This is a genomic window from Chryseobacterium sp. FR054, assembly GCF_056844565.1.
In genome coordinates this window covers 811,801-833,118 of the sequence record NZ_JBXDSA010000001.1, presented here as the reverse complement: position 1 = coordinate 833,118, position 21,318 = coordinate 811,801, and the positions used below count along the sequence as shown (strand labels likewise).

Annotated in this window: 19 protein-coding genes and 2 pseudogenes; 15 read left to right on the top strand and 6 right to left on the bottom strand. The window is 35.2% G+C overall.

Annotated elements, in window-relative coordinates; genetic code table 11:
- From AC106S_RS04095 to AC106S_RS04065, 7 genes and pseudogenes are all read left to right on the top strand, one after another.
- Positions 1-245 (top strand): annotated as a pseudogene (locus AC106S_RS04095) (peptidoglycan-binding protein LysM); the annotation flags it as partial.
- 199 nt (positions 246-444) lie between these two features.
- On the top strand, positions 445-990 hold the full coding sequence (locus tag AC106S_RS04090; RefSeq protein ID WP_482437859.1) for a peptidoglycan-binding protein LysM: 546 nt from the start codon (positions 445-447) through the stop codon (positions 988-990).
- A gap of 81 nt (positions 991-1,071) precedes the next feature.
- Positions 1,072-1,872 (top strand): fimbrial biogenesis chaperone, encoded by an 801-nt coding sequence (locus AC106S_RS04085; RefSeq protein ID WP_482437858.1) that lies wholly within the window; start codon positions 1,072-1,074, stop codon positions 1,870-1,872.
- Positions 1,873-1,881: 9 nt separating this feature from the next.
- Positions 1,882-4,686 carry a COG1470 family protein gene (locus AC106S_RS04080; protein ID WP_482437857.1) on the top strand — a complete coding sequence of 935 codons (2,805 nt, stop codon included), beginning with the start codon at positions 1,882-1,884 and terminating at the stop codon, positions 4,684-4,686.
- Positions 4,687-4,696: 10 nt separating this feature from the next.
- The gene (locus tag AC106S_RS04075) at positions 4,697-6,130 is read left to right on the top strand and encodes a hypothetical protein (RefSeq protein ID WP_482437856.1); all 1,434 of its coding nucleotides are present in this window, start codon (positions 4,697-4,699) and stop codon (positions 6,128-6,130) included.
- A 734-nt stretch (positions 6,131-6,864) separates the two neighbouring features.
- The gene (locus AC106S_RS04070) at positions 6,865-7,599 is read left to right on the top strand and encodes a sensor histidine kinase (protein ID WP_482437855.1); all 735 of its coding nucleotides are present in this window, start codon (positions 6,865-6,867) and stop codon (positions 7,597-7,599) included.
- Positions 7,596-8,243 carry a response regulator gene (locus AC106S_RS04065; protein ID WP_482437854.1) on the top strand — a complete coding sequence of 216 codons (648 nt, stop codon included), beginning with the start codon at positions 7,596-7,598 and terminating at the stop codon, positions 8,241-8,243. Before AC106S_RS04070 ends, AC106S_RS04065 begins: the two co-directional genes overlap by 4 nt.
- A gap of 473 nt (positions 8,244-8,716) precedes the next feature.
- Here AC106S_RS04065 and AC106S_RS04060 read toward each other — a convergent pair whose 3' ends face one another.
- Positions 8,717-9,307 (bottom strand): DUF6624 domain-containing protein, encoded by a 591-nt coding sequence (locus AC106S_RS04060; protein WP_482437853.1) that lies wholly within the window; start codon positions 9,305-9,307, stop codon positions 8,717-8,719.
- Positions 9,308-9,376: 69 nt separating this feature from the next.
- Between AC106S_RS04060 and AC106S_RS04055 the strand changes: the two are divergent.
- The 3 genes and pseudogenes from AC106S_RS04055 to AC106S_RS04045 form a co-directional block, all read left to right on the top strand.
- Positions 9,377-9,490, top strand: a pseudogene (locus AC106S_RS04055) (IS982 family transposase); the annotation flags it as partial.
- Between the two features lie 357 nt (positions 9,491-9,847).
- The gene (locus AC106S_RS04050; protein WP_482437852.1) at positions 9,848-10,933 is read left to right on the top strand and encodes an alpha/beta fold hydrolase; all 1,086 of its coding nucleotides are present in this window, start codon (positions 9,848-9,850) and stop codon (positions 10,931-10,933) included.
- Between the two features lie 326 nt (positions 10,934-11,259).
- Positions 11,260-12,411: a S41 family peptidase gene (locus AC106S_RS04045; protein WP_482437851.1), complete on the top strand. Its 1,152-nt coding sequence runs from the start codon at positions 11,260-11,262 to the stop codon at positions 12,409-12,411.
- Between the two features lie 62 nt (positions 12,412-12,473).
- Here the strand turns inward: AC106S_RS04045 and AC106S_RS04040 are convergent, their stop codons facing one another.
- The 3 genes from AC106S_RS04040 to AC106S_RS04030 form a co-directional block, all read right to left on the bottom strand.
- Positions 12,474-13,019 (bottom strand): hypothetical protein, encoded by a 546-nt coding sequence (locus AC106S_RS04040; RefSeq protein WP_482437850.1) that lies wholly within the window; start codon positions 13,017-13,019, stop codon positions 12,474-12,476.
- 188 nt (positions 13,020-13,207) lie between these two features.
- Positions 13,208-13,414: a hypothetical protein gene (locus AC106S_RS04035; RefSeq protein ID WP_482437849.1), complete on the bottom strand. Its 207-nt coding sequence runs from the start codon at positions 13,412-13,414 to the stop codon at positions 13,208-13,210.
- Between the two features lie 129 nt (positions 13,415-13,543).
- Positions 13,544-13,690, bottom strand: coding sequence for a hypothetical protein (locus AC106S_RS04030; protein WP_482437848.1), 147 nt, complete (start codon positions 13,688-13,690; stop codon positions 13,544-13,546).
- A gap of 256 nt (positions 13,691-13,946) precedes the next feature.
- On the opposite strand from AC106S_RS04030, the gene AC106S_RS04025 reads away from it, so the two are divergent.
- Entirely contained in the window at positions 13,947-14,777 is an 831-nt protein-coding gene (locus tag AC106S_RS04025) for a HipA family kinase (protein WP_482437847.1), read from the top strand.
- A 2-nt stretch (positions 14,778-14,779) separates the two neighbouring features.
- A complete protein-coding gene (locus tag AC106S_RS04020; protein WP_482437846.1) occupies positions 14,780-15,670 on the top strand; it encodes a hypothetical protein in 891 nt (296 codons plus the stop codon).
- A 113-nt stretch (positions 15,671-15,783) separates the two neighbouring features.
- On the opposite strand, the gene AC106S_RS04015 is transcribed toward AC106S_RS04020, so the two are convergent.
- Positions 15,784-16,032, bottom strand: coding sequence for a transcriptional regulator (locus AC106S_RS04015; protein WP_482437845.1), 249 nt, complete (start codon positions 16,030-16,032; stop codon positions 15,784-15,786).
- Positions 16,033-16,763: 731 nt separating this feature from the next.
- Between AC106S_RS04015 and AC106S_RS04010 the strand changes: the two genes are divergently transcribed.
- A complete protein-coding gene (locus AC106S_RS04010) occupies positions 16,764-17,309 on the top strand; it encodes a hypothetical protein (RefSeq protein WP_482437844.1) in 546 nt (181 codons plus the stop codon).
- Positions 17,310-17,731: 422 nt separating this feature from the next.
- On the opposite strand, the gene AC106S_RS04005 is transcribed toward AC106S_RS04010, so the two are convergent.
- Positions 17,732-18,532, bottom strand: a complete 801-nt coding sequence (locus tag AC106S_RS04005; protein ID WP_482437843.1) for a response regulator transcription factor — start codon at positions 18,530-18,532, stop codon at positions 17,732-17,734.
- 580 nt (positions 18,533-19,112) lie between these two features.
- Here AC106S_RS04005 and AC106S_RS04000 point away from each other — a divergent pair.
- Complete coding sequence (locus AC106S_RS04000) at positions 19,113-20,159, top strand: T9SS type A sorting domain-containing protein (RefSeq protein WP_482437842.1); 1,047 nt, start codon at positions 19,113-19,115, stop codon at positions 20,157-20,159.
- A 195-nt stretch (positions 20,160-20,354) separates the two neighbouring features.
- Positions 20,355-21,245: a hypothetical protein gene (locus AC106S_RS03995; RefSeq protein WP_482437841.1), complete on the top strand. Its 891-nt coding sequence runs from the start codon at positions 20,355-20,357 to the stop codon at positions 21,243-21,245.
- Positions 21,246-21,318 lie beyond the last annotated feature (73 nt).

Below are 21,318 nucleotides of genomic sequence, written 5' to 3'. Positions count from 1 at the left end.
TAATCCCTGTCAATGTTTTGACAATTAAAGCAGCAACAGCTGCCGGAACAATGGGCGGAACAAAAAATGTTGTGGTTTTATCCGCAACGGATCAGAATTTAGTTACCAATGCTCCTCTGGGAAGCGCATTAACACTGAATCTGGACTATACCATTCCAGCGGCAAAATCATCATCTTCTGATATTCTGGGTAAGCCGGCCGGAACTTATACGCAAACAGTAACCTATACCGCGACTGCTTTATAATAAAAAAACACATCAATATACATGTCCTCAGTACCCGGAAAGTGCTGAGGGTTTTTCTATTTATCCTATGGATAACCCGTGTAGTTATTTTACTACATGAACTTCCGTTTTCCACTACAAAGAAACTTTTATCGGCGGTGTAGATTTGTAGTGTTCAAAAGAAACAATTAAATAAGAATAACAATTAAATATTACTGCCATGACAAAACAAATCTTAATCACAGCCTTAACTATTGGAGCCATCATATTAGGAACTAATCATGTTCAGGCTCAGAATACCACTGCAACCACCACGGTAAACATTACCCTGAACGATGTAATCTCTATCGACGCAGGAAGTACTGCCATTGGTAATACGGTTGATTTTAACTATGCTACTGCAGCAGACTACAACTCTGATCAGACCATTACCAAAGCCAACTCTTTGAAGGTTACTTCCACAAAGAACTTTAATGTTAAAGTAAAAGCCGGAGGTGCTAATTTCATGAATGGAACCAACCTAATCCCTGTCAATGTTTTGACAATTAAAGCAGCAACAGCTGCCGGAACAATGGGCGGAACAAAAAATGTTGTGGTTTTATCCGCAGCGGATCAGAATTTAGTTACCAATGCTCCTCTGGGAAGCGCATTAACACTGAATCTGGACTATACCATCCCGGCGGCAAAATCATCATCTTCTGATATTCTGGGTAAGCCGGCCGGAACTTATACGCAAACAGTAACTTATACCGCGACTGCTTTATAATAAAAATTTTAGTTTGTAAACATTCATTTTGCTGCGTTTTCAGTAGTTTTGGGAATCTTTTATTATTAAACTATTTACACCATGCACAAGTTTATTCATCTTTTCATTTTCTTTATCCTTACAGGCTCTTCTTCACTTCTGGCACAAAGCATCTCTATGTCGCCTACCCGCTTGTTTTTCACAGGTAATCCGGGAGAAAAAGTAACAAAGACAGTCACGCTTCAAAACAGCTCGGATAAAGATTATGTTTTTAATCTCAACTACAAAGATTGGGCTAGAGAAGAAGACGGAAACAAGGTTTATCTTGAAGCAGGCAGTTCAAAGAATTCCAATGCCTCCTGGGTGTCCACCTTAGAAAATACTGTAACAGTTCCTGCGAAAAGCACAAAGGAGATCGTAGTAACCATGCAGATTCCGGCAAATGCATCACAGTCTGCCGTTACAAACAGTATGCTGTTTTTTACCCAGCTTCCTCAGCAGGCAGATAAGGCACGTATTCAGAATGGTATTGGTATTATCACCTTATTTGAGGTGGGGCTCCACATCTTTTACACTCCCCCTGGAAATCATGTGAAAAGTTTGGATATTACCAATATTTCAGAAGTGAGCAATGGGAATGCGGCGAATAGAAAAGTGGCAGTAAGCATTCATAATGATGGAAACACCATCAATGATGCCACCGTTGAATTTGAACTCACCAACACAGACAGTGGTAAGGAAATAAAATTACCTGCAATTTCTATCTCCATGCTTCCGGATACCAATCAGGTTGTTCAGTTTTCTTTACCAGAGAACATCTCAGGGAACTTCCTGGGTGTGGCTATTGTTAAAATGGCAGAATCCAATGATTTACGTGTAGGAGAAAAAAACTTTAAATTTTAAAATTAAGCTTTGAAACCACAGAATGGAATATCAATATCAGTGCTAAGAAGAACAATCTTATTTTTTGTATTTGTTCTTCTGCACTTCTCGTTGGCCTTTGCGCAGGAAAACAAGAATATCAAAATCCATTTTGAAAATGATAGTGTAGCTGTTGAGAAGGGTTCTACATTTACTAATTTCCTGGTCATTGAGAATAAAAGTACTGAAGAGATTAGCATTCAGAACATCATGCCTCAGGAAAACTATCCGGGATTGCTTTTCTATCCCAAAACTGAATTTAGCTTAGGCGCGGGGCAGTCTAAAACTCTTCCTGTAAAACTGATCGCCAACGTGGATTTTATGAAGCTGAGATCCAATGAGATCCAATTCAAGGTTTCGTACGCCACTCCGGCGGTCACCAGAACTGAAAGCGCCTCGTTCTTCGTTGCTAAAGGCGAGAACAAAAACATCGCAATTTATACGTCCACTTACGAAAATTTCATTAACCCTGCTTTGCCACAGTCCTCAATTTTGCTTACCGTAGAAAACCAGGGTTATAGTAAACGAACTGTTAAGTTTGATTTGCAGTCCATTCCTGATGGTTTGGAAATCTTCCCAAAACAGCAAACCTTATCTCTGGAAGGTTTAGAAAAACAAACGGTTGAAATCAAAATTGCAGTAAGAAAACAGAATGCACTTTATCCGGAATTTAATATTAATGCAATCGTTACAGATCTGCTTGATCATAAAATTGTGGGAAGCAACACGCTCTACCTGGTCGTTTTATCGCACAACAGACAAATTACCCGGGGAAACGAAGCGGTGAGCGGGAATAATTTTGCGGAAATCAGCTATAATGAAAACAGCTCAGGTTTCAATTTTCTTCAACTGAGGGGAAACACAGCATTCCGGGTAACAGATAATCTGAAATCGCGCTTCAATATCAGTGCAGATTACTATCATGAAGATGGCCGTTATAACCTGTATGATACCTGGCTGGAACTGGAGAGAAAAAATACGGTATTACGGCTGGGAAATGTTAACAGCAACGATTACGATTACCCGGTTTTCGGAAGAGGTGGAAAATTTTCTGCCAAATTCGGAAATAATAATCAGATTGAAATGCTTGCGCTGGAAAATAATTATAATCTGTACGGTACTTATTTCCGGCAGACAGAAGGATCTACTATGGTGGGTGCAAAATATGGTTTTGGAAATGCTAAATCTTTTAATGGGAAAGTATCCTACATATTTGACCATGATCCGCGCTTTAACGTAGATACACAGATAGCGAATGCGGTTACATCATTGTCTGTTAATGATAAAAATATCATCCGCACGGAGTTGGGTGTGAGCCACGAAAAAGGCCTTTCGAACAATGATGAAAACGCAGGCGCTTCAATAGGAGCCAATTATGAGGGAAAAATAGGGAACTGGGATATACAGTCTTTCAATTCCTTTGCCACCAAAAGTTATGCAGGAATCAAACGGGGATCTTTTTTTTCAAATCAGCGGATCGGCCGTCAGTTTTCTGCTGCCCAGCGCGCTTTTATACAATATCAGAATTCGCAGGTAGAACCTGAGTTCCTGAGTTTCCAGAATGCCCCTATCCAACCTGGGAATACCTCCAATTTGCGTTATTATTTCAACAGTACAGAAGCTTTGGGATTAGGTTATCAGTTTTCTTTAAGGAAGTGGAATTTTCTGCTTTCTCCAAAGGTTGAAAAACAGAAAACAGCTAATTTTTACACATCACAGGAGCTTTTCTCCTACCGGTTGGAAGCCAACATCAGTACTACATTAGGTGCCCACGGATTGAACCTGACGGCGGAATATTCTTATTCAAAAGAGAATGATAAACCAGACTGGTTCAACAGTCTGAAAACAACTTTATCTTACAGATATAAATCATTCTCCCTCAACGGAACAGCCCAATGGAACGCAATCAGTGTCTTTGATTTAAATTCTTATTATGATGTAAACCGTAATTTCGCCAACTATAATGTTTATGCCTCCTATAATTTCCAGATGTTTAATCATAATCTGAGCGGATCTTTTTCTGCCGGGGCCTTCTATTCGGAACTTTATAAAAATTTAAACAGCAATATCACCGGTAATCTGGAATATAAGATTTCACCTTCCTGGTCCACCACAGGGTATTTTAATCTTTCCGGCTATAAATCTACGGCTGAATACGCAACCAGTGGAAGTTATTACCAGTTCAGAGTGGGAATTAAAAAATATTTTACCCCGGCTACGGCTTTCGGAAATCATAAAGTGGCGTTCCAGTTCTTTGAAGATAAAAATTTCAATGGACTTCTGGAATCCGGTGAATCGGTACTTGCCAATGAAATTGTAAAACTGGACAATTATGTAGCGATGACAGATAAGAATGGAAAAGTAGTTTTTCAGAATGTGCCCGAAGGTACTTACACACTTAAAGTGAACGAAAGTGCAGGGGCCCGGTTGATGATGGATCCTGTTATTATGGTACATAACAATATTAACCGCAAAGTGGGGCTGGTAAAAAACATCAGGGTAAGTGGTAAATTAACAGAGATCAGGCAAGCCTACGATGTTTTGGAAACGGATGTAACCGGAATAGTGGTGTACGCAAAAAGTGAAGACGGCATGATCTACACTGCCGTGGTTAACCCAAAAAATGAGTTTGAGTTTTTCCTGAAAGATGGCAAGTATAACATCTATATTGAAAATGACAAATACAGCTATACACAACCCAGCCAAACTATTCAGGTGACAAAAGAAGGTTACTCAAAAACCGTGGTTTTTGAATATAAGAAGAAAGACACCACCATTAAGGTGAAAAAGTTTTAAATTTAAAAGTATGAAAAAAATGAGGCCTTTTCTAATAGGAATTTTTACTGTATTCTGCGGGTCGGCAGCCACGAAAGCTCAGGATGTGTACCTGTCGGTTCCTGAAAATAATATTTTTAACAGAAGCGAATTTACCTCAGTGCCTACAAGGGTAATGACGAATGCCAACAGAACCAACTGGGATTATACCTTTTTGGGATTACTCCCAACAGCTCCTACATTTACCTCTGTTTCCGGGCCAAATTTTACTCACTCTTCTTCCTCACTTACTTTACCCGGTTCCACTCTTCTGTGGCAGCTGGAAAGCATGGGCGGGCAGCTGCCATCTACCGGATTTTCAGGTTATTTGCCCGGTTTTCAGTCATTCAGTACAAGTGCTGTAAAATGGTTTGAACCGCCATCCATCAGTATCGGGGGAGGATTCAACCGGGGAAATATCAATTTTACATTTAAAATTCCTGCCTCACAATTTACTGCCAATGCCTTCCGGGCCGGGAATTATTCTATGGATATCACTCAGAATTATAATGACTTCACACCACGTAATTTTAAAACCATTTTAGTCATTCCTTCAGCTATACGATGGGTCGCAAACTCTTTAACAAAATACATAGAAGTATCTTCTTTGAATGATTACCGTAGTACAGGCACGCGGGTCTGGGATTTGGGGAATACGGAAATCGCAAATACGGTTGATTTTAATTTTTGGGCGAAAACCGCTGCCACAACTGTTCAGTTCACATCCTCTAAAGGTGTTCCCGGAACCAGAAACATAGCAAGCATTAAATTGGGCAGTAACGGATCTTCCCTTACAACCAAAGCCTTATCTTCCGATTTTCAGAATTTTTCCGCTGCTAATTTCAGTGTTGCAGCAGGAAACAGAAACAGCTTCATTCCTCAGCTTTATGTGTCTGCGGAAGATTTTAAAAACTTTTTTTTTGAAGCAGGAACGTATACGTTTGAATTGAACTTCAATGCCAGAAGTACAGATAACTCAATTAACAGTTTACAAAATACGGCTGTTCAGTTAAAGGTACTTCCCATGTCGGAGATCACCATTCCAGGTTCCGGACGCAACGTAAATTTCAATTTTAATACCGCTGCCCATTATACCGATGGCCAGTCGCAAATGATTCCAAACCAAATTATGTTGTCCAATAATGAAAATTTTGAGCTCTATGTAAAATCGGACGAAAATTACTTCAAAAAAGGAGGTCTGCAGACCGATATCAATTCCGGCATATTACAAATTGGAGTGGATGGAAGTTCTGTAAGTGTTCCCTTATCCAAAACTCCTCAAAAACTCCTCTTGAACGGAACACCGGTTTTGGACCGGGGACTGAATGTAAGATACACCATATCACCTGAGGGCGCCCAAAGTCTGGTAGGGAAGGAAAATACCACTTACTCTGTCAATGTTTATTATAGCTTTACGGCAATTTAACAGTACTTTTTGAAATGACTCCTTCTTATGGGCAGTAATCAATGCCAAGCAGCACAATATTGATAAAGTAACTGTAAAAAAACAGGGTGATTGGCTGCTGGGATGACCGATTTTGCTATTATTTGCTGGCGAAAAGTTCCTTCATCAGCATAAATAAACTGTATGCTTTCCAATAAATTCGTTTACTGAGTGCATTTTGTGGCAGTGGTTTCATCATGCAACGGGCAAAAAACACAAAACTGCCCGAAAGATTTTCTGAAGTATCTTCATAGATACGTTTTCTTCCTTTGATGTTTTTTCTCCATCGATCCCTATATTTTCAGTACTTGTAGAAGTATTTTGGTAGTCTGGCGATCCATGATTGCCGCTTCAGACTGGCATTTTTATCCTGTATCATTCAGCTGTTTGCGGTCAGTAATCTGTTGATGCTGTATCACGTTCCATCTTTTCTCCATTTTCAATAATGCCGGCAAACAATTCGCAGACTGGGAAACCTCTCCCGCAATGTGATGCCGGACCCAGCCGTTTCAGTGAGACAAAATAGGGTACTTATGATTTGAAGTAAATCCCTTTTGATTTTTCTTTTTACTAATATGATATTTTTTATAACTTGCCGGTTCCTGATAGAGAGGTCTGAACTGTATGTTTTTATTTACATTTAAACAATATAACCCTTCTGTCTTTTTCAAAAAAAATAGTTCAAAAAACTTCTAAAAAACCGTGATACTGAATTTATGAATGATTTTATCAACGAACTCCAATTAAAAATCGAAAGACTGGAAAACGAAATCAATTTCAAAAACGGACTGATCTCGATATTGTCTCATGACTCAAAAGAACTTTTCGGAACTTTTCTGTGGCTTACAGAAGCCCTGGAGCAAAAGACGATTAGTGAGGAAGATTTTTTTAAATTGTTGCCGCAGGTAAAGAATGATGCGCAGAAGAATCTGCAAACTATCCAGGACAGTATTGTCTGGCTGAAAACACAATACGGGGAATTTAAGATTAAGCCCGTTAAAATCATGGTGATGGACCTTTTCCGTTATTTGGAAGAGAAATACGCTGCTCAGTTAAAAGAAAAAAACATTAAGCTTTATTTTAAGGGAGATCAAAACGCATTTCTTACAAGCGATCGCATGTTGCTTGAATATGTTGTAGACAAAATTTTCAACAATGCAGTAAAATATTCCTTGCAGGGTCAGGATATTTATTTACAGGTAATTACAGAGGATGATCAGGTTGTACTTTCTATAATTGATTCCGGAACAGGAATGAATGAAAAGTATGTATCCGGGATCTATACTTATGATAATCCTATATTCCTGGGAACTGCGGGCGAGAAAGGAGTTGGGCTAAGTTTGAAAATTGTAAAAAATTTTATATCCTTGCTGCATGGAAACATGCAAATCATTTCCACTGAAAATAAAGGCACTACGGTTTCCCTTTTTTTACATAAATTTATAGAATGATGGGTTTAAAAGTAAATACTCGCATTGTTGTAGCAGATGATCATGGTATCGTCCGTATGGGTTTGATACAGACCATTAAAAGATTCAGACCCGATGCCATCATTTCAGAAGTAGAGGATTATAAATCACTTTACAAACTGATTCTGAAAGAAGAATTCGACCTGGCCATTATGGATGTCAATATGCCTAATGGTACCGTTCAGGAAGCAATAGATTACATAAAAATTCACCAGCCTGAATTAAAAATTTTAATATTTTCTTCACAGGATGAAGAATTATATGGGATGCGCTATCTAAAAATGGGTGCCGGTGGCTACCTAAGCAAGCTAAGTTCCACTGAAGCAATTGAGACCGCTTTAACGGCAATGCTCAGTAAGGGCCGGTATGTGAGTGATCATATAAAAGAAACGATTTTTTTTGAATCATTAACCGGCACAGCAAAGAATTCTCCCCTTGAAGCTCTTTCAGACCGCGAATTGCAAATTGCCGGTAAACTTGCAGAAGGTCTTCCCCTCAAAGAAATTTCTAATCAGCTGAATCTCCATTCATCAACGATCAGCACTTACAAAATCAGGTTGTTTGAGAAGCTGAAAATACGATCCATTCCCGAACTGGTGGAGATTCTCAGGCTGTATGATCAGTAGATCTTTTACCGGAAATTTTGGTTATGATTCAGTCTCTGCTCCTTTGTAAAGAGTGACAGTGAGATACTCCTGATCACGCATCAATCGGTATCTGAAATTGGAGTTTATCGGAGCCGTTGAGAAGCTATTGCTTAGAATCTCAAACTGAAAACGGGTAATTTTTAACGTACGAGACGATAAGCAGGAGACTTCGGAGAGCATGAGAAAAAACGAAAGCACCTTTGTACAACATCTCTACATCATCCGTGGGAGAGTGGCCCAGCAGATGGATACGGTGGAGTTTTTGAAGAAAACTGAGATGTTGGTGACGGCTGGTGAATAAGATTATTTTTTTAAGTTGCTCCGAAGTCGGGAGACTTCGGAGAGCAGGGCAGGTTATTTTTTTTAAGTTGCTCCGAAGTCGGGAGACTTCGGAGAGCAGGGGGTGTCTTTAATTATGACCAGAGTCCTCTACGTGATTACATGTTGTGTTGTTAATTCGGATTGAACTGAATATTGAAATTCTTTAAATAATCCTCTATTGGCTCCATTCCCATTTTTTTTCTTCTTTCGTTCACAGTTTCAGGATTTTCTAATTTATACAATTTACCATTTTCTATTTGTGAACCATATATTTGGGGGTTTCCTTCATCCATTAAAATCCTATCTTTCATCAATGCGTATTGTTGTTTAGATAAGTCTCCATTTTCAACCGCTTTCTCTATTTGTGGAAAATACTTTTTTCTGATTTCTTTAGTAGTATGTTGGAGTCCCAACCAGATTGCATCCATTTGTTTTTGATCCACCTCCTTTAATGTTGGCATACCACACTTTTCAATAATGCTAATCACTAATTCTTGATTCCTATGGTCTTCTTTAGCGTATTTGATGAGTTCATTTGATTTTCTAATCCTTTGGTCACTTTCTAAAACTTCGCTCAAGATTTGACGTTTTTTGCTGCAATCGACTTCAATAATATCTACTGAACCTACATAGACAAATTTATCCCTATTCATATAAAGGAATATTGATATCATTAAAACAAGAGCGGTTAATATGCTAAAAAATATTTTTTTTATTTTCATTTTTAAAATAGATTGACCATTTTTGGTTAAAAATTAATTGTAAAAATAGAAATTATTTTTAAGTGTCGGAATAAAATAGGTAAAGATGAACAGTATTGTTACCAAACAGAGGTTTTTGCGTATCACAGTAAATGTCTTTTATGGCTACAACTTCACGTGGTTTGTTCTGTGAACGGTATCTTTTAAAGTATAGACCTAAGTCCGGCATCTATTCATGATATTCCCTGCTGCGCAAAGTCTCCTGACTTTGTTCCGAAGTTGGGAGACTTCGGAGAGCAGTGGAGAGCAGCCGTGTAAGTTTATTCCGTAAAGAAATATTCTACGGTCTCTATTTCTCAGATTTGAACAGATAAAAAGTTATTAATTAGTATAAAATGCGTCATTTTTTAAGTGGCGCATTTTGATTGTTTATAATTATATCGGTTGTAACCCTCAAATTCATTATATTGCTCCCTCGAAACATAAGCAATAACTCTGTATTATTATGTTTTGTAAACTAATAACCAGGACAAACCAAAACAAAGTAAAAACATGTGAATTATGAAAAGAAATATCAGTCTATTACTTTCTTTCATGGTCTATTTTTCAGTAAAAGCCCAAACAAACACTTCCACAGATTCCATTACACAACGGAGTTTATTCCAAAAATTTAAACCTGAATTTGAGAAATACGAAAAGCAGCATGGTAATTATATTCAGACTGATAATGTAAAAATGCATTATTTAGAATGGGGAAATAAAAAAAATCCAACACTTGTCTGGATTCCAGGAACGTATAGCAATGGATATGAATTGTACGAAATAATAGACCAATTGGTCAAAATGAATCTTCATGTGATTGCCATTGACTATTATGGGCACGGGTTTACCCCAATTCCTTCAAAAAATCTGTCTGTTTATCACGTTGCAGATGATATTAAATTCCTTTTAGATAAAATGAACATCAAAAAAGCAATTATTGGAGGCTGGTCAAGAGGAGGAACCATAAGTTCTGCATTCTATGATGCTTATCCGGAAATGGTTCAGGCTCTTATCTTAGAAGATGGGGGTTCTGTAGCTTGGGACTTTCAGGCAAAGGCAGCTAATATTGGGAAAGATATTGAAGAAACCAAACAATATTATGTCAACAAAAAAGAACTGATTTTTGACAACGAGTTTGATGCTTATTGGTTTATGTATAACAATTGGGGAATAAAAGGGAAAGAAAAAGAAAAACTGAAAAAAGAAATTTTTACTTCTTATGCACGAATCAAGAAAAATACTAACGGGAAGTATGAAATAAATCCCGGTGCAGAAGAACTTACCGGCGAAAATTCGGCAGAAGAAAATATTGCCATCATTTATACACCTTTTACTTCCAAAACAGCTTTCGGTGCTTCAACACATCAGCTAAACCCAAAAATTATTTATCGAAACCTCAATACACCTTTGCTTATTTTAGATCCTGTCAGTAAAAACGATTGGTTCGATTTTAAAGAAGAAAATGATAAGCTTACAGAAGAACATAAACCTTTTATTGTTCATAAAGTATATGAAAATACCTGGCATGGCGTAAAAGACGAACGCCCGAATGAGGTAGTGAACGATATTAAAACATTCTTATTAAATAATAAGCTGATTAAATGAGACTTCTATTTTTCATAAATACTATGACGACTTATAATGATAGAGTAAAGAAAATAGATAAGATGAATATAAAAATCATATTTACCTTTTTGTTGTTTACCATCCATTGTACTTGGGGGCAAAATACAGTATTACTAGACAATTCGTTGAAAAAAGACAGTGTTATTGCGGAGTTTGCAGAACTCTATAATCTAACGAACACAATTCATCCCGGGCAATTTATGTTTTGCTCAAAAAATGAATTTGATAAAACCTATTTATCTTTAAAAAACTCTATAAAAACAGATCTTTCCCTTGTAGAATATTATAAATTGACAGCCACCTTAATGGCAAAAATTAAAGACGGACATACAGCTGTTGATAGGGGACGAATTATTGGTTTGCTCAATGACAGATTAGTTTTTCCATTCAGCATCTATAAAATTAGGGACAAGTATTACTTTAATAAGTCATCTCAGGAAAATAAAGAATATACCGGGTTAAGAATTTTAAAAATAAATGGGAAAGACATCCATGCTGTGGTAAATGAAATGAAACAATACATTCATCTTGAAGGCAGAAATGAAACAGGATTAAATGTACGATTCAGTAATTTTCCTTTCTATTATTTCATTTACAACCCAACAGAAAAATTTGAAATTGAATATGTAGATCGTAACAATCTTAAAACGAAAGGAATATTTATAGGAATGCCTTTTAAAACCTATACCAATAGTATTACAGAAAAAACAGAACCTTTAGCAACAGAGTTCCGGACAAATGATTTGGCTGTTTTAAAATTCCGTTCATTTGAAAACGGCTATAATGATGCAGACAGGAAAATTGCAGAGGAACAATTAGACCACTTTTTCACACAACTTGACAGTTTAAAAACGAAAAATTTAATTATCGACTTACGAGATAATAGCGGCGGCTCTGCAGATATTGCCAATTACCTTTTTTCATATATAAGCAATGCTCCTTATTACTATTTTGATTATATGGGAGCAAAATATAAAAGCGTAAAAGACTGGAAGCATTATGCTCAATATCCGGACTATATTGAAGAAATAAATCTGAACGAAACAAAATTCAAAGACGGATTGAACTGCTACACAGAAACCAACAGTACAGATTGGTGGTTTAAACTTCAACACAACAAACCCAATTTTTACAAAGGTAAAATCAGGGTTCTGATCAATGGCGGATGTTTTTCAACCACCGGACATCTGTTAGCCTTGATGAGAGAACATAAAATCGGGAAATTTTACGGGGAATATTCACAAGGAAGCAATTACAGCAATGCAGGCGGGCAGGCATTTATTTTACCGTATTCTAAAACATTGGTCTGGATCCCTACTTTTCAATACAGAATGAGAACCTCTCACTTCATGAATGATTCAAAAGGAATTAAGCCGGACGTTGAAATACTAACAGAACCGGATGATCTGAGGACAGGATTTGACAGGCAAATGGATTTTGTGATGAAGCAATATTAATTCGAGTAGATATTTGATCAGGTGGGGGCAAATGCTCAAATTAATAAGGAAATTACCCGTAATTATATGATTCCTTCTCTGAGTAATGACTCATATTTTAATTTAGCTCCCTCTTGACTTTGCTTCACAGCTTTTTTCAAATACTTGATAGCAGTTTTTCTGTCATTTTCATTCATACACAAATATGGATCTTTAAACTGGCAATTAGATTTATACTTTTTCTCCAATATCACATAAACATAATAAGCCGCATTTTTATCATTATATTTATCTGCCATTATTTTGCAAATTGGCAAAAATTCTAATTTATTCATATTGTCTCCAAAATAAAAGTCTGTCAACTCTTGAAAATCATTAGGATTGCCTTTTTTGATGACTTGTTCTTTCAATTGCCTGATATAAACTTCATCATATGTTGGCGTTTTTACAGTCTCATTATTAGTTTTCTCTAATTGAGTTTTGGATTTGACTGCTTTTTTTGTTATTTCTATTTTTTGAACCTGTTTATCATTACAATTTATAAATAAGAAACAAACAAAAAAACAAAATATTTTATTTAACTCTAAGATTATCAATTGGCTTTTTAGTTGAATTTTTATTGACTTCATTAATTGAATTTCTGATATTATCTTTACTAAAATAAGATTAATTTTTTCATATTGTTGAACTGCTTTTCTTGCGTCAAGAGGGTTTGGTTGCCCTGCTGCGCAAAGTCCCTGCTGCGCAAAGTCTCCTGACTTTGCTCCGAAGTCGGGAGACTTCGGAGAGTGATAAATAGTGGATATAATTACTCAGTTTATTCTATTTTGTTGAATTTTTTTCGAAACCAATTCTTTATTTTTTTAAAAAACTCCAGATGAATATTTTCTAGTCTATATAAATGTTCATCTAATTCCTTTAATAGTTCAAATTGTTTTTCAATATATTCATTGAAACCAATGATCTTGTCATCATAAAGTTTTTCATTTTCTTGCAGAGCTTTTTTAATTTCTTTAAATGTCATGAATTTATAGGGTGATTTTTTACTTGATCTCAGCATTTCTCTGACAGCGATCATAAAATTATTGCTCTCCATAATCAAAAAATCCCAGCAAAGCTGAGATTTTAAAGGACCTTTTTAATAATTCTAAAATTATTTTGAATCTCCAGGTTTGTGTTTGTGAGGTTTTAATTCCGGATGTTTTGGTTTTACTTCTGGTGTAACTCTTCGTCTTCTGTCAGGAGTTCCGTCAGGTTTGTTAGGCTTGGGGCCAGGCTTAATTGCTTTAATTGTTTCCATAATGAATTTATTTAACACATTAAATTTAGAGTAATCTAAACTTTTTACATTACGGAAAACCGTACTGTTGAAAAGTATAGCTTTAGAAATTGTTACAATTCACTTGATTTTAACCTTTATAAGCAGTTTTTCAAATATGTTTTTTATAATAAAAACTCCATTTGTAATGAATTATGAACGTTATATGGCTTTTAATTCTTACTTTTAAATAATAGTATCCTTAATAGATTTTTATAATGACATATTTTGTGATTATATGACAAGGGGCAATACAATTGCACGATTGAAAGTTATTTCTGCCGGTGAAGAAATTCGTACGACAGGAAATAGTCCTGTAAAAGTAATTACAGAAGACTATGAAATGTATTTGGCCAAGAATAGCAAGTCGAAGAATCCTGCCTGTGACATGATTAATGAGTTATTAGCAAATAGATTTCTGAATTTGTGGAATTTAATAACTCCTGAGATGGCAATTTTGGATTTTTCACAAGACTTATTACTTCCTGAATATTCAAAGGACAATCATAAGCCTGCTTTTTATAGTAAGCCTTTATTTGGAAGTAAATGGGAAGAGAGTGCTATCGACAGTAGTAATTTTTTCAATTTAAAAGGTAAATATTCTCATAAGGATTTTAGTAATCCAATGGATGTCTTTAAGATTGGGTTGTTTGATATATGGATAGAAAATGATGATAGAAAACCAGCAAACCATAATCTTTTGTTTGTAGAAAATGATGAAAATAAATTTGATATAGTCGCAATTGACCATTCCTATATATTTAGTACAATGGACTATCATAATCTCTTAGCAGAGGATTTTTGCCCTATTGCAAACGAAAATCTTTTGGTTACAGATTTGGCAAAGAGTTTGAAAAATATAAAATATCAAAATATAAAATGGGATGTAGAAGATAAAGATTATTTTTACCTTTGCATTTCCGAATGTGAAAAATATTTTGACGATATTATCCGTTGTATTCCTGAAGAGTGGAATTTCACAGAAGAAGATGCTAAAAGTGTAAGAAATTTGCTTTTTAATCAGGATAGAAATAAAAAAGTATTTAAAGATTATTTGGAAAAAATATAATAATGAAAACCTTTTATACCATTTTAAAATTATCACCTAATACGATGGCGGGAGATTCTCTTTCTATCGGGCTTTTGGTATGCAGTGGAAATGAGTATTGGTTGAAGATTTCTGAAACAAAGAAAAGTATTATTAAGAAGCTTATAGTTAACAAAACTAAATCTGTAGACTTTGTTTTAAAGCAGTTAGAAAATTACCTAAAGCAGTTAAAAACAACTTCTGAGCATGAACAATTATTTCCTTTAGAAAGATTTATTACAGTAGATTATATAGATTATCTAAATATCTATTCAAACGGCTTACTTCAGTTCTCAAAAGCTTCAATGTTAGATGACAATTTTAATTACGAAAAATTTTTAAAGCTTTATTCCTTATTGATAGAAAAAGAATCGGAACTTAAATTAGCTTTAAAGGGAAATGAAAAGCTATATGATACTAAATTAAATATAAATCATTATTACGAAACGGATTTAAACATAAACCAAAAAGTTCAGCTAAATTTGATCCAAAGAGTTGAAAATAAAATTCATACAGAAATTACATTGAATCATTCTAATCTGAAAAGTTTATATTTCAATATTAATGTAGATTGTATTGGCTTAAATGGTTCTTTTGTTGGTGCAAAAACTTTATCGCTGGAAAATAAAGTACAAACATTGGAGAAAAATGTTTCTCATTATATTACTTTAATCGCTTTTCTTAGTCAGGAATACAAAAAAGATCTTGATAAAAATAATTTCTTTCTTATTATTGATGAACCAGAAAGAGAAACTCCCGAACACAAATTTTGGGAGGAAATGAAAAATGTTCCTTCCTTTAAAATGATTCCTTCTGATGAAGCTGAAAAGGTTGCTGAAGTTGTAGAAGAAACTGGAGCTGCCAGATTTTTATAATTAATCAATTTTTTATAAAATCAAAAACTTCATAAAGTTGGATTTCTTAGATATTTCAAATAATGGCATTCATCAAAACTCTGCCATAAAAAATCCCAACTTTCGTCAGAATTTTATTTGTTTATTTTTCTAAAAAATTCTTCTAAAGTAATATCTTTCTTTCGACAAATCTTTGCTAGTGTTTTTATAGACATGTTATACTGTGTCTTTGCAGTTCCTAAAGCAATATTTTTAATTTTCCTAACAGTACTTTCTTCAATGTCACATTTAGATGCAAAGTCTCTCTGCGATTTTGCTTTCGAAACCCAGTTTGTGTAAATGTATTTGCAGATGGCAATAGTTACTTCGTTTTCTTCGTCCATTAAAACAAATTACGAGAAAGGTGAAAAAAATAATGCGGTTTTCTGTGCGCAATAATGAAAATAGTATTATATTTGTCCAATAAGCTACAATAAAGTAGCTTTGCGATACTTCAAAGAATAATAGAAGCTATTGCTTAGAATCTTGTAATAGAAAACTGGTAATTTTTAAACACACAAGACGATAAGCAGGAAGCTCACGACCTAGGCGTGGGCTCTCTTATCTGTGTGTAAGGTATACCAGTGCCCCTATTACGGATATTGTAGAGTCCCATGCCGTTTTTATTTCATGCTGTTCTGCTTTTCTACAATCATCTTTTTCTAAGCTGCTTCACTACATAAAGTATCATGATACGATACAATGGAGTGTACAATCCATTGCGGCTTCAGGGCTTTCACGGGAACACAGATTTTATTTCTACTCATCATTTACCATACAACTCAGCGTACATCGGTAGGCTGGTGGTTTCATACATTCTAAAAATACAAACACATGAAAAAGAACATTAAGAAAAATCAAGGTTTTAAGTAAAAAAAAGCTTCAGCTATGCTCTTAGCTATTTTTAATCGCTTAAAAAGCTTAATGGTTAATAAAAGCACGGATCAAAATAAAAAATATGGGTTGTGTAGATCTAACTATTTAAAAACAGACTAATAAATATCTGCGTTATCTGCAAAATCTGCGAGAAACTATAAAAAAAACATTACAGATCATCCATAAAAAATACAAACCAATGAAAAAGATAAAAACAAATTTCGCTCCCCGGTTTCGGGCAGGGAAGAAGCGCTCCGGATTACAGCTGATGGAAATGTTCTTTCAGTTCAATGAGCTGGATGTTTCCAAAGAAAGGCTCAGCAACATTATGAATTATGCTGTAAAAAGGAATAGCTGGATCCATGAAGATCCGGCGGAGATCTTCCGGTTTCACCAGTCGATGCGGTTGTTCATCCGTGCCGGCTATCTCATCATGCTGAAGGACAGGAAATGGGTGGTGGATACCGGAAAGGAAAAGGTTTCCCCGTGGGTTCTCGGCCTGCTTTCGGAGAAAGAATACCGGAATCCGCTGCTGGTTTTCAAAAAAGCATTCAGGGAATACACCCTCAAAGAATTTGATTATTTTATGTCCGGAATCGTCTATTTCTCAATGGGAGTCTATGAAAATCTCCCGGAAAGGAATATCGTGATGCCCTACATCCATACCGTTAAAATGCTGGATGCCGCACACCTTATTCTTCAAAGAAGGAGAGAAAAGAAAATGGCTGATACCCATTCAGTATAAGATTGAAAAGGTTGAAGGGTATTGAAACAGATAACGAATGTACTGATGGTTTGTATTACAAACTAAAGGATTAATAACTGGAAAGCTAAGAATCTTTACTTTAACTTTATAAGTACAAACTAAAGGGTTTTTAGCATCTTATCCCATATTTTTAAGGAGGAAAAATGGAAGCCGTCTCAGTTGTGAGACGGCTTCATCTGGCTATTTGTGACCAAGACTAATGTATCTTCAAACACCTTCATCGACGATTGGTTCGATTGAGCAAAATTAAACAAGAATTAACTATTATTAATTTTTTATAGTTGTGAATTTTTCTTGGTTAAGAAGAGACTTTTTGAACAGGAAGCCTGCAGACGGCTTTATTAAAGGTATCCCGGTTTTATTTTTTGAGAGTCTTTCATTAATATAATGCAGAAGATATGTTAAATGAGCAGCAGACTATGGGTCATAGTATAAGCGATCAATTCTGAAGATGTTTTTGTATTGGTCTTTCGTCTCAAATTACGCTTATGATTTTCTACTGTATGATAAGAGATGAAAAGTGAAGCGGCAATTTCAGGTGTTTTCTGCCCCATTGCCATGAGTTTCAAAATTTCTTTCTCTCGTTTTGTAATAGTGGGTTTGTTTACATCAATCTGTTTGATGTCGTGATCAAAATGTTTAAAATATTGGATTTCATTATTACTGAAATCTATAATGGATAATAAAGGTTTGTTTATGATTTGGAAATGTGAAAGATCATATATGATTACAAGTGAACTTTGTATTTCTTTCTTTTCATTCTTTTGTTGAAGTGGACTTTGAAGCAATATCCAACGATAATTTTTATTTTTGTCAAGCATTCTTGAATAGAAATTGAATCGGAGATGGCCTAGTTGTGAATCGTCCATTACATAAACCAACCTAGCCGCAAATTCAAATGCGCCCAGTAGATAATATTGATCATCAGGATGAAAAAGGCCAAAAAAGTCAGTATGGGTACTGGAGTCGAGCCATTGTTGTTTGGGAACAGGAGTGAATTGTTCAATGTTATCGCTCAATACCTTAATTTTCATTTCTGAGAGACTGCTGATAAACCAAAAATAAGGGCTTATAGCAACTTTTTTTAAGCTTTCGATGGTGTCATTATAGAAATCAAAATAGTTTTCCGTTTCATTTTTCTCGTTACAAAAAAAAAAGTTATGGAATTGATTATGATCTATTGGTTTGATTTTATTTCTCATTGTCTTTTGTAGTGTTAATATATAAACTTAGAAATCTAACCTAAACCAGGATTTCTAAATTAATGATGTTTTTTATTTTCGTTTTTCTGTGATATAAAATTAACGAAAAATGACATATATCTATCATTTTTTTTCAGGCTGATGAACGATATCTTTGCGTGTATAATGATGAAAAAAACAAACAGGATATAAATAATTTTGTGAAATTCCCGATGAGTTGAGCAAGAGTTTTAAGGATGGAAATAGCCTTTGGATAAAGTAGTTTTGATCATATGTGTTTACTTTATTTTCCATCCTTAGACTCTATTTTTGAATCCTGAGAACACAAATGATGATTTTTCTTCTAACAGACGAAGGAATTAAATTATACAGATATAATTGTAAATTGATTATTAACTCCATATTTTCATATGTTTATTTTGATAAGATTTCTGCATTATATATTGTTGATAAAATGACAGATACCTGCTATTTTATAAGATGAATATTAAAAATACATTTGCTCAATAATATAACTCAAAATTCTTATTCTATGTTAAAAATCAATTTTTATTTATTGTTCTGTATTATAATGATTCCAATGTTTTCATTTTCCCAGGTTACATTGCCTTTTATAGAAAAGTTTGGGAATAGTCCTACTCAATCTGAATGGGGCTATCCTCAAAGCAGCATTGTAGTAGTTAACCCGGATGTAGGCTCTCCTAATGGGGAACAAGGTAGTCTTATGTATAATTTTTACAATTCACAAGGTGCTTCTACTTATAATGTGGTTTCCCCTCTTTTAAATTCTTCAGGAAATTCATCGATAAGGGTAACTTTTGATTTTGCCGGGGCCAATCGCTATACAATGCCTGTTGCACTTCAGACTGTTTTTGCTGATGATCATATCATCCTGGAGTATTCAACAGATGGTGGGAGTACCTATACTGAGGCTCATAATTATGAGATTGGAGTGAATGGTGAATTGAATACGGGGGGTATTCTGACTACTTTTTTTATGCCTAATTCTACCCAATGGGTGACAAAATCTATCATTCTTCCCATGGGAACCAATAGAGTTAAGTTTAAGGGAATAAAGAATATTACTTATCAAGCTGGAAATTTTGCTTTCCTGGATAATGTGGTGTTTGAAGAATGCAGCACTCCAGCTCCTACTGGAAATACATCACAACAATTTTGTGCTGGAAATACAGTTGCCCAGCTTGTCGTTTCCGGAATGAATATTCAGTGGTATGATGCCGCAATAGGAGGTAATCTTTTACCAGCAACCACTCCTCTTGTAAATGGAGTAGTGTATTATGCCTCCCAAACGCAAAACCTGTGTGAAAGTATAGGGAGATTGGCAGTAACGGTATCAGGAGGAGCTTGTTTAGGAGTGGATGAAGTAGATGTGCCGCATTCAACGGTTGGTCTGTATCCAAATCCGGTTGAAGATATTCTATACATCAAATCAGAAAAGAAAATCACGAAAATCATAATCTACGATATGGCTGGAGAGAGGAGTGTTGAAGTAAAAGGTAAGGAAATCACCTCCGTGAATGCAGAAAACCTTGTAAAAGGAATCTATGTATTGGACATTTATTTTTCAGACGGTAGAAGAACCACGGAAAAAATTATAAAGAAATAATAGAACGTCAATACTAAATAAAAAAGAGCTATCCCATAATGGTTGATGGCTCTTTTTTACTTTCATAATAATATTAATTATTTACTATAAAGAGTGTTATTACATAGGAATTATTATTGAAAATGACAGATATCTGTCATTTTTTTGAATGTTGAGACCCAGTAAATTTGTAGCAGTAATAAATACAAAAATGCTATGAAAAAATTTATTGGGTTGGGAGTTATTCTTATTTCCCCTATCATATATTCTCAGGTTGGGATTAACACAGGCAATCCAAAAGGAATTTTCCATGTAGATGGGGCAAAAGATAACCCAGATACAGGAACGCCTTCTGTAACACAAACATCTAATGATTTTGTAGTCACTAAAGAAAATGTTGGAATTGGCACAGGAACTCCGAACACTTCTGCAATTTTGGAGCTTAATGTTAATGCATTACCTTCAAACGGGAAAAAAGGTTTTTTACCTCCGTCTGTTTCACTTATTAGCCCAACCGATGGAACTACAATTCCATCTCCGTCAACAGGATTAATGGTATATAATGACGGAAATGCTCCAGGGCTTGCTAACAGTGGATATTATTATAATGCAGGTACCCCTTCTTCACCATCTTGGTCCAGAATAGCATCTGTAGGAGATATTCCGATAGTAGGAGATACCAAAGCTTTTAGATGGAGCTATAGTATCACTGCTCCGAATGGTACTGTTAATAATGAAACGACGCCTGGTAGTCTTGTTATTGATGGACTCATGATTTGTGCAAACAACCAAGCTGCTGGTGCTTATGGAGTTTACTTTAAAAATGTTGGTACGACACCTATTACATATTCTTTTCAAGAATTCTCATTTTGGAATACACAACAGGGAAGTATTTTTGGGAAACCGGTATCTATTTTACCTGCTGGAGCAGTTGTTGTGAGTGATAATGACGCTTTGATTGTATATGGCGACACCAGCAGGCCTCCTGAATGGGAAGAAATCAGTTTTTTCAACCTGACTACCGGTAGATGGTATATTGTGCGTTATGCAGGTTTTCTGCAAGGAACAACAGTAAATGTTTATATGAATTATACTAGGGTATTATAAGTATTTCAAGTAAACTTTCGGGTTTATTTGACTAAATACAGTAAAAGAAAATATAATCATATAATTTCTTTAA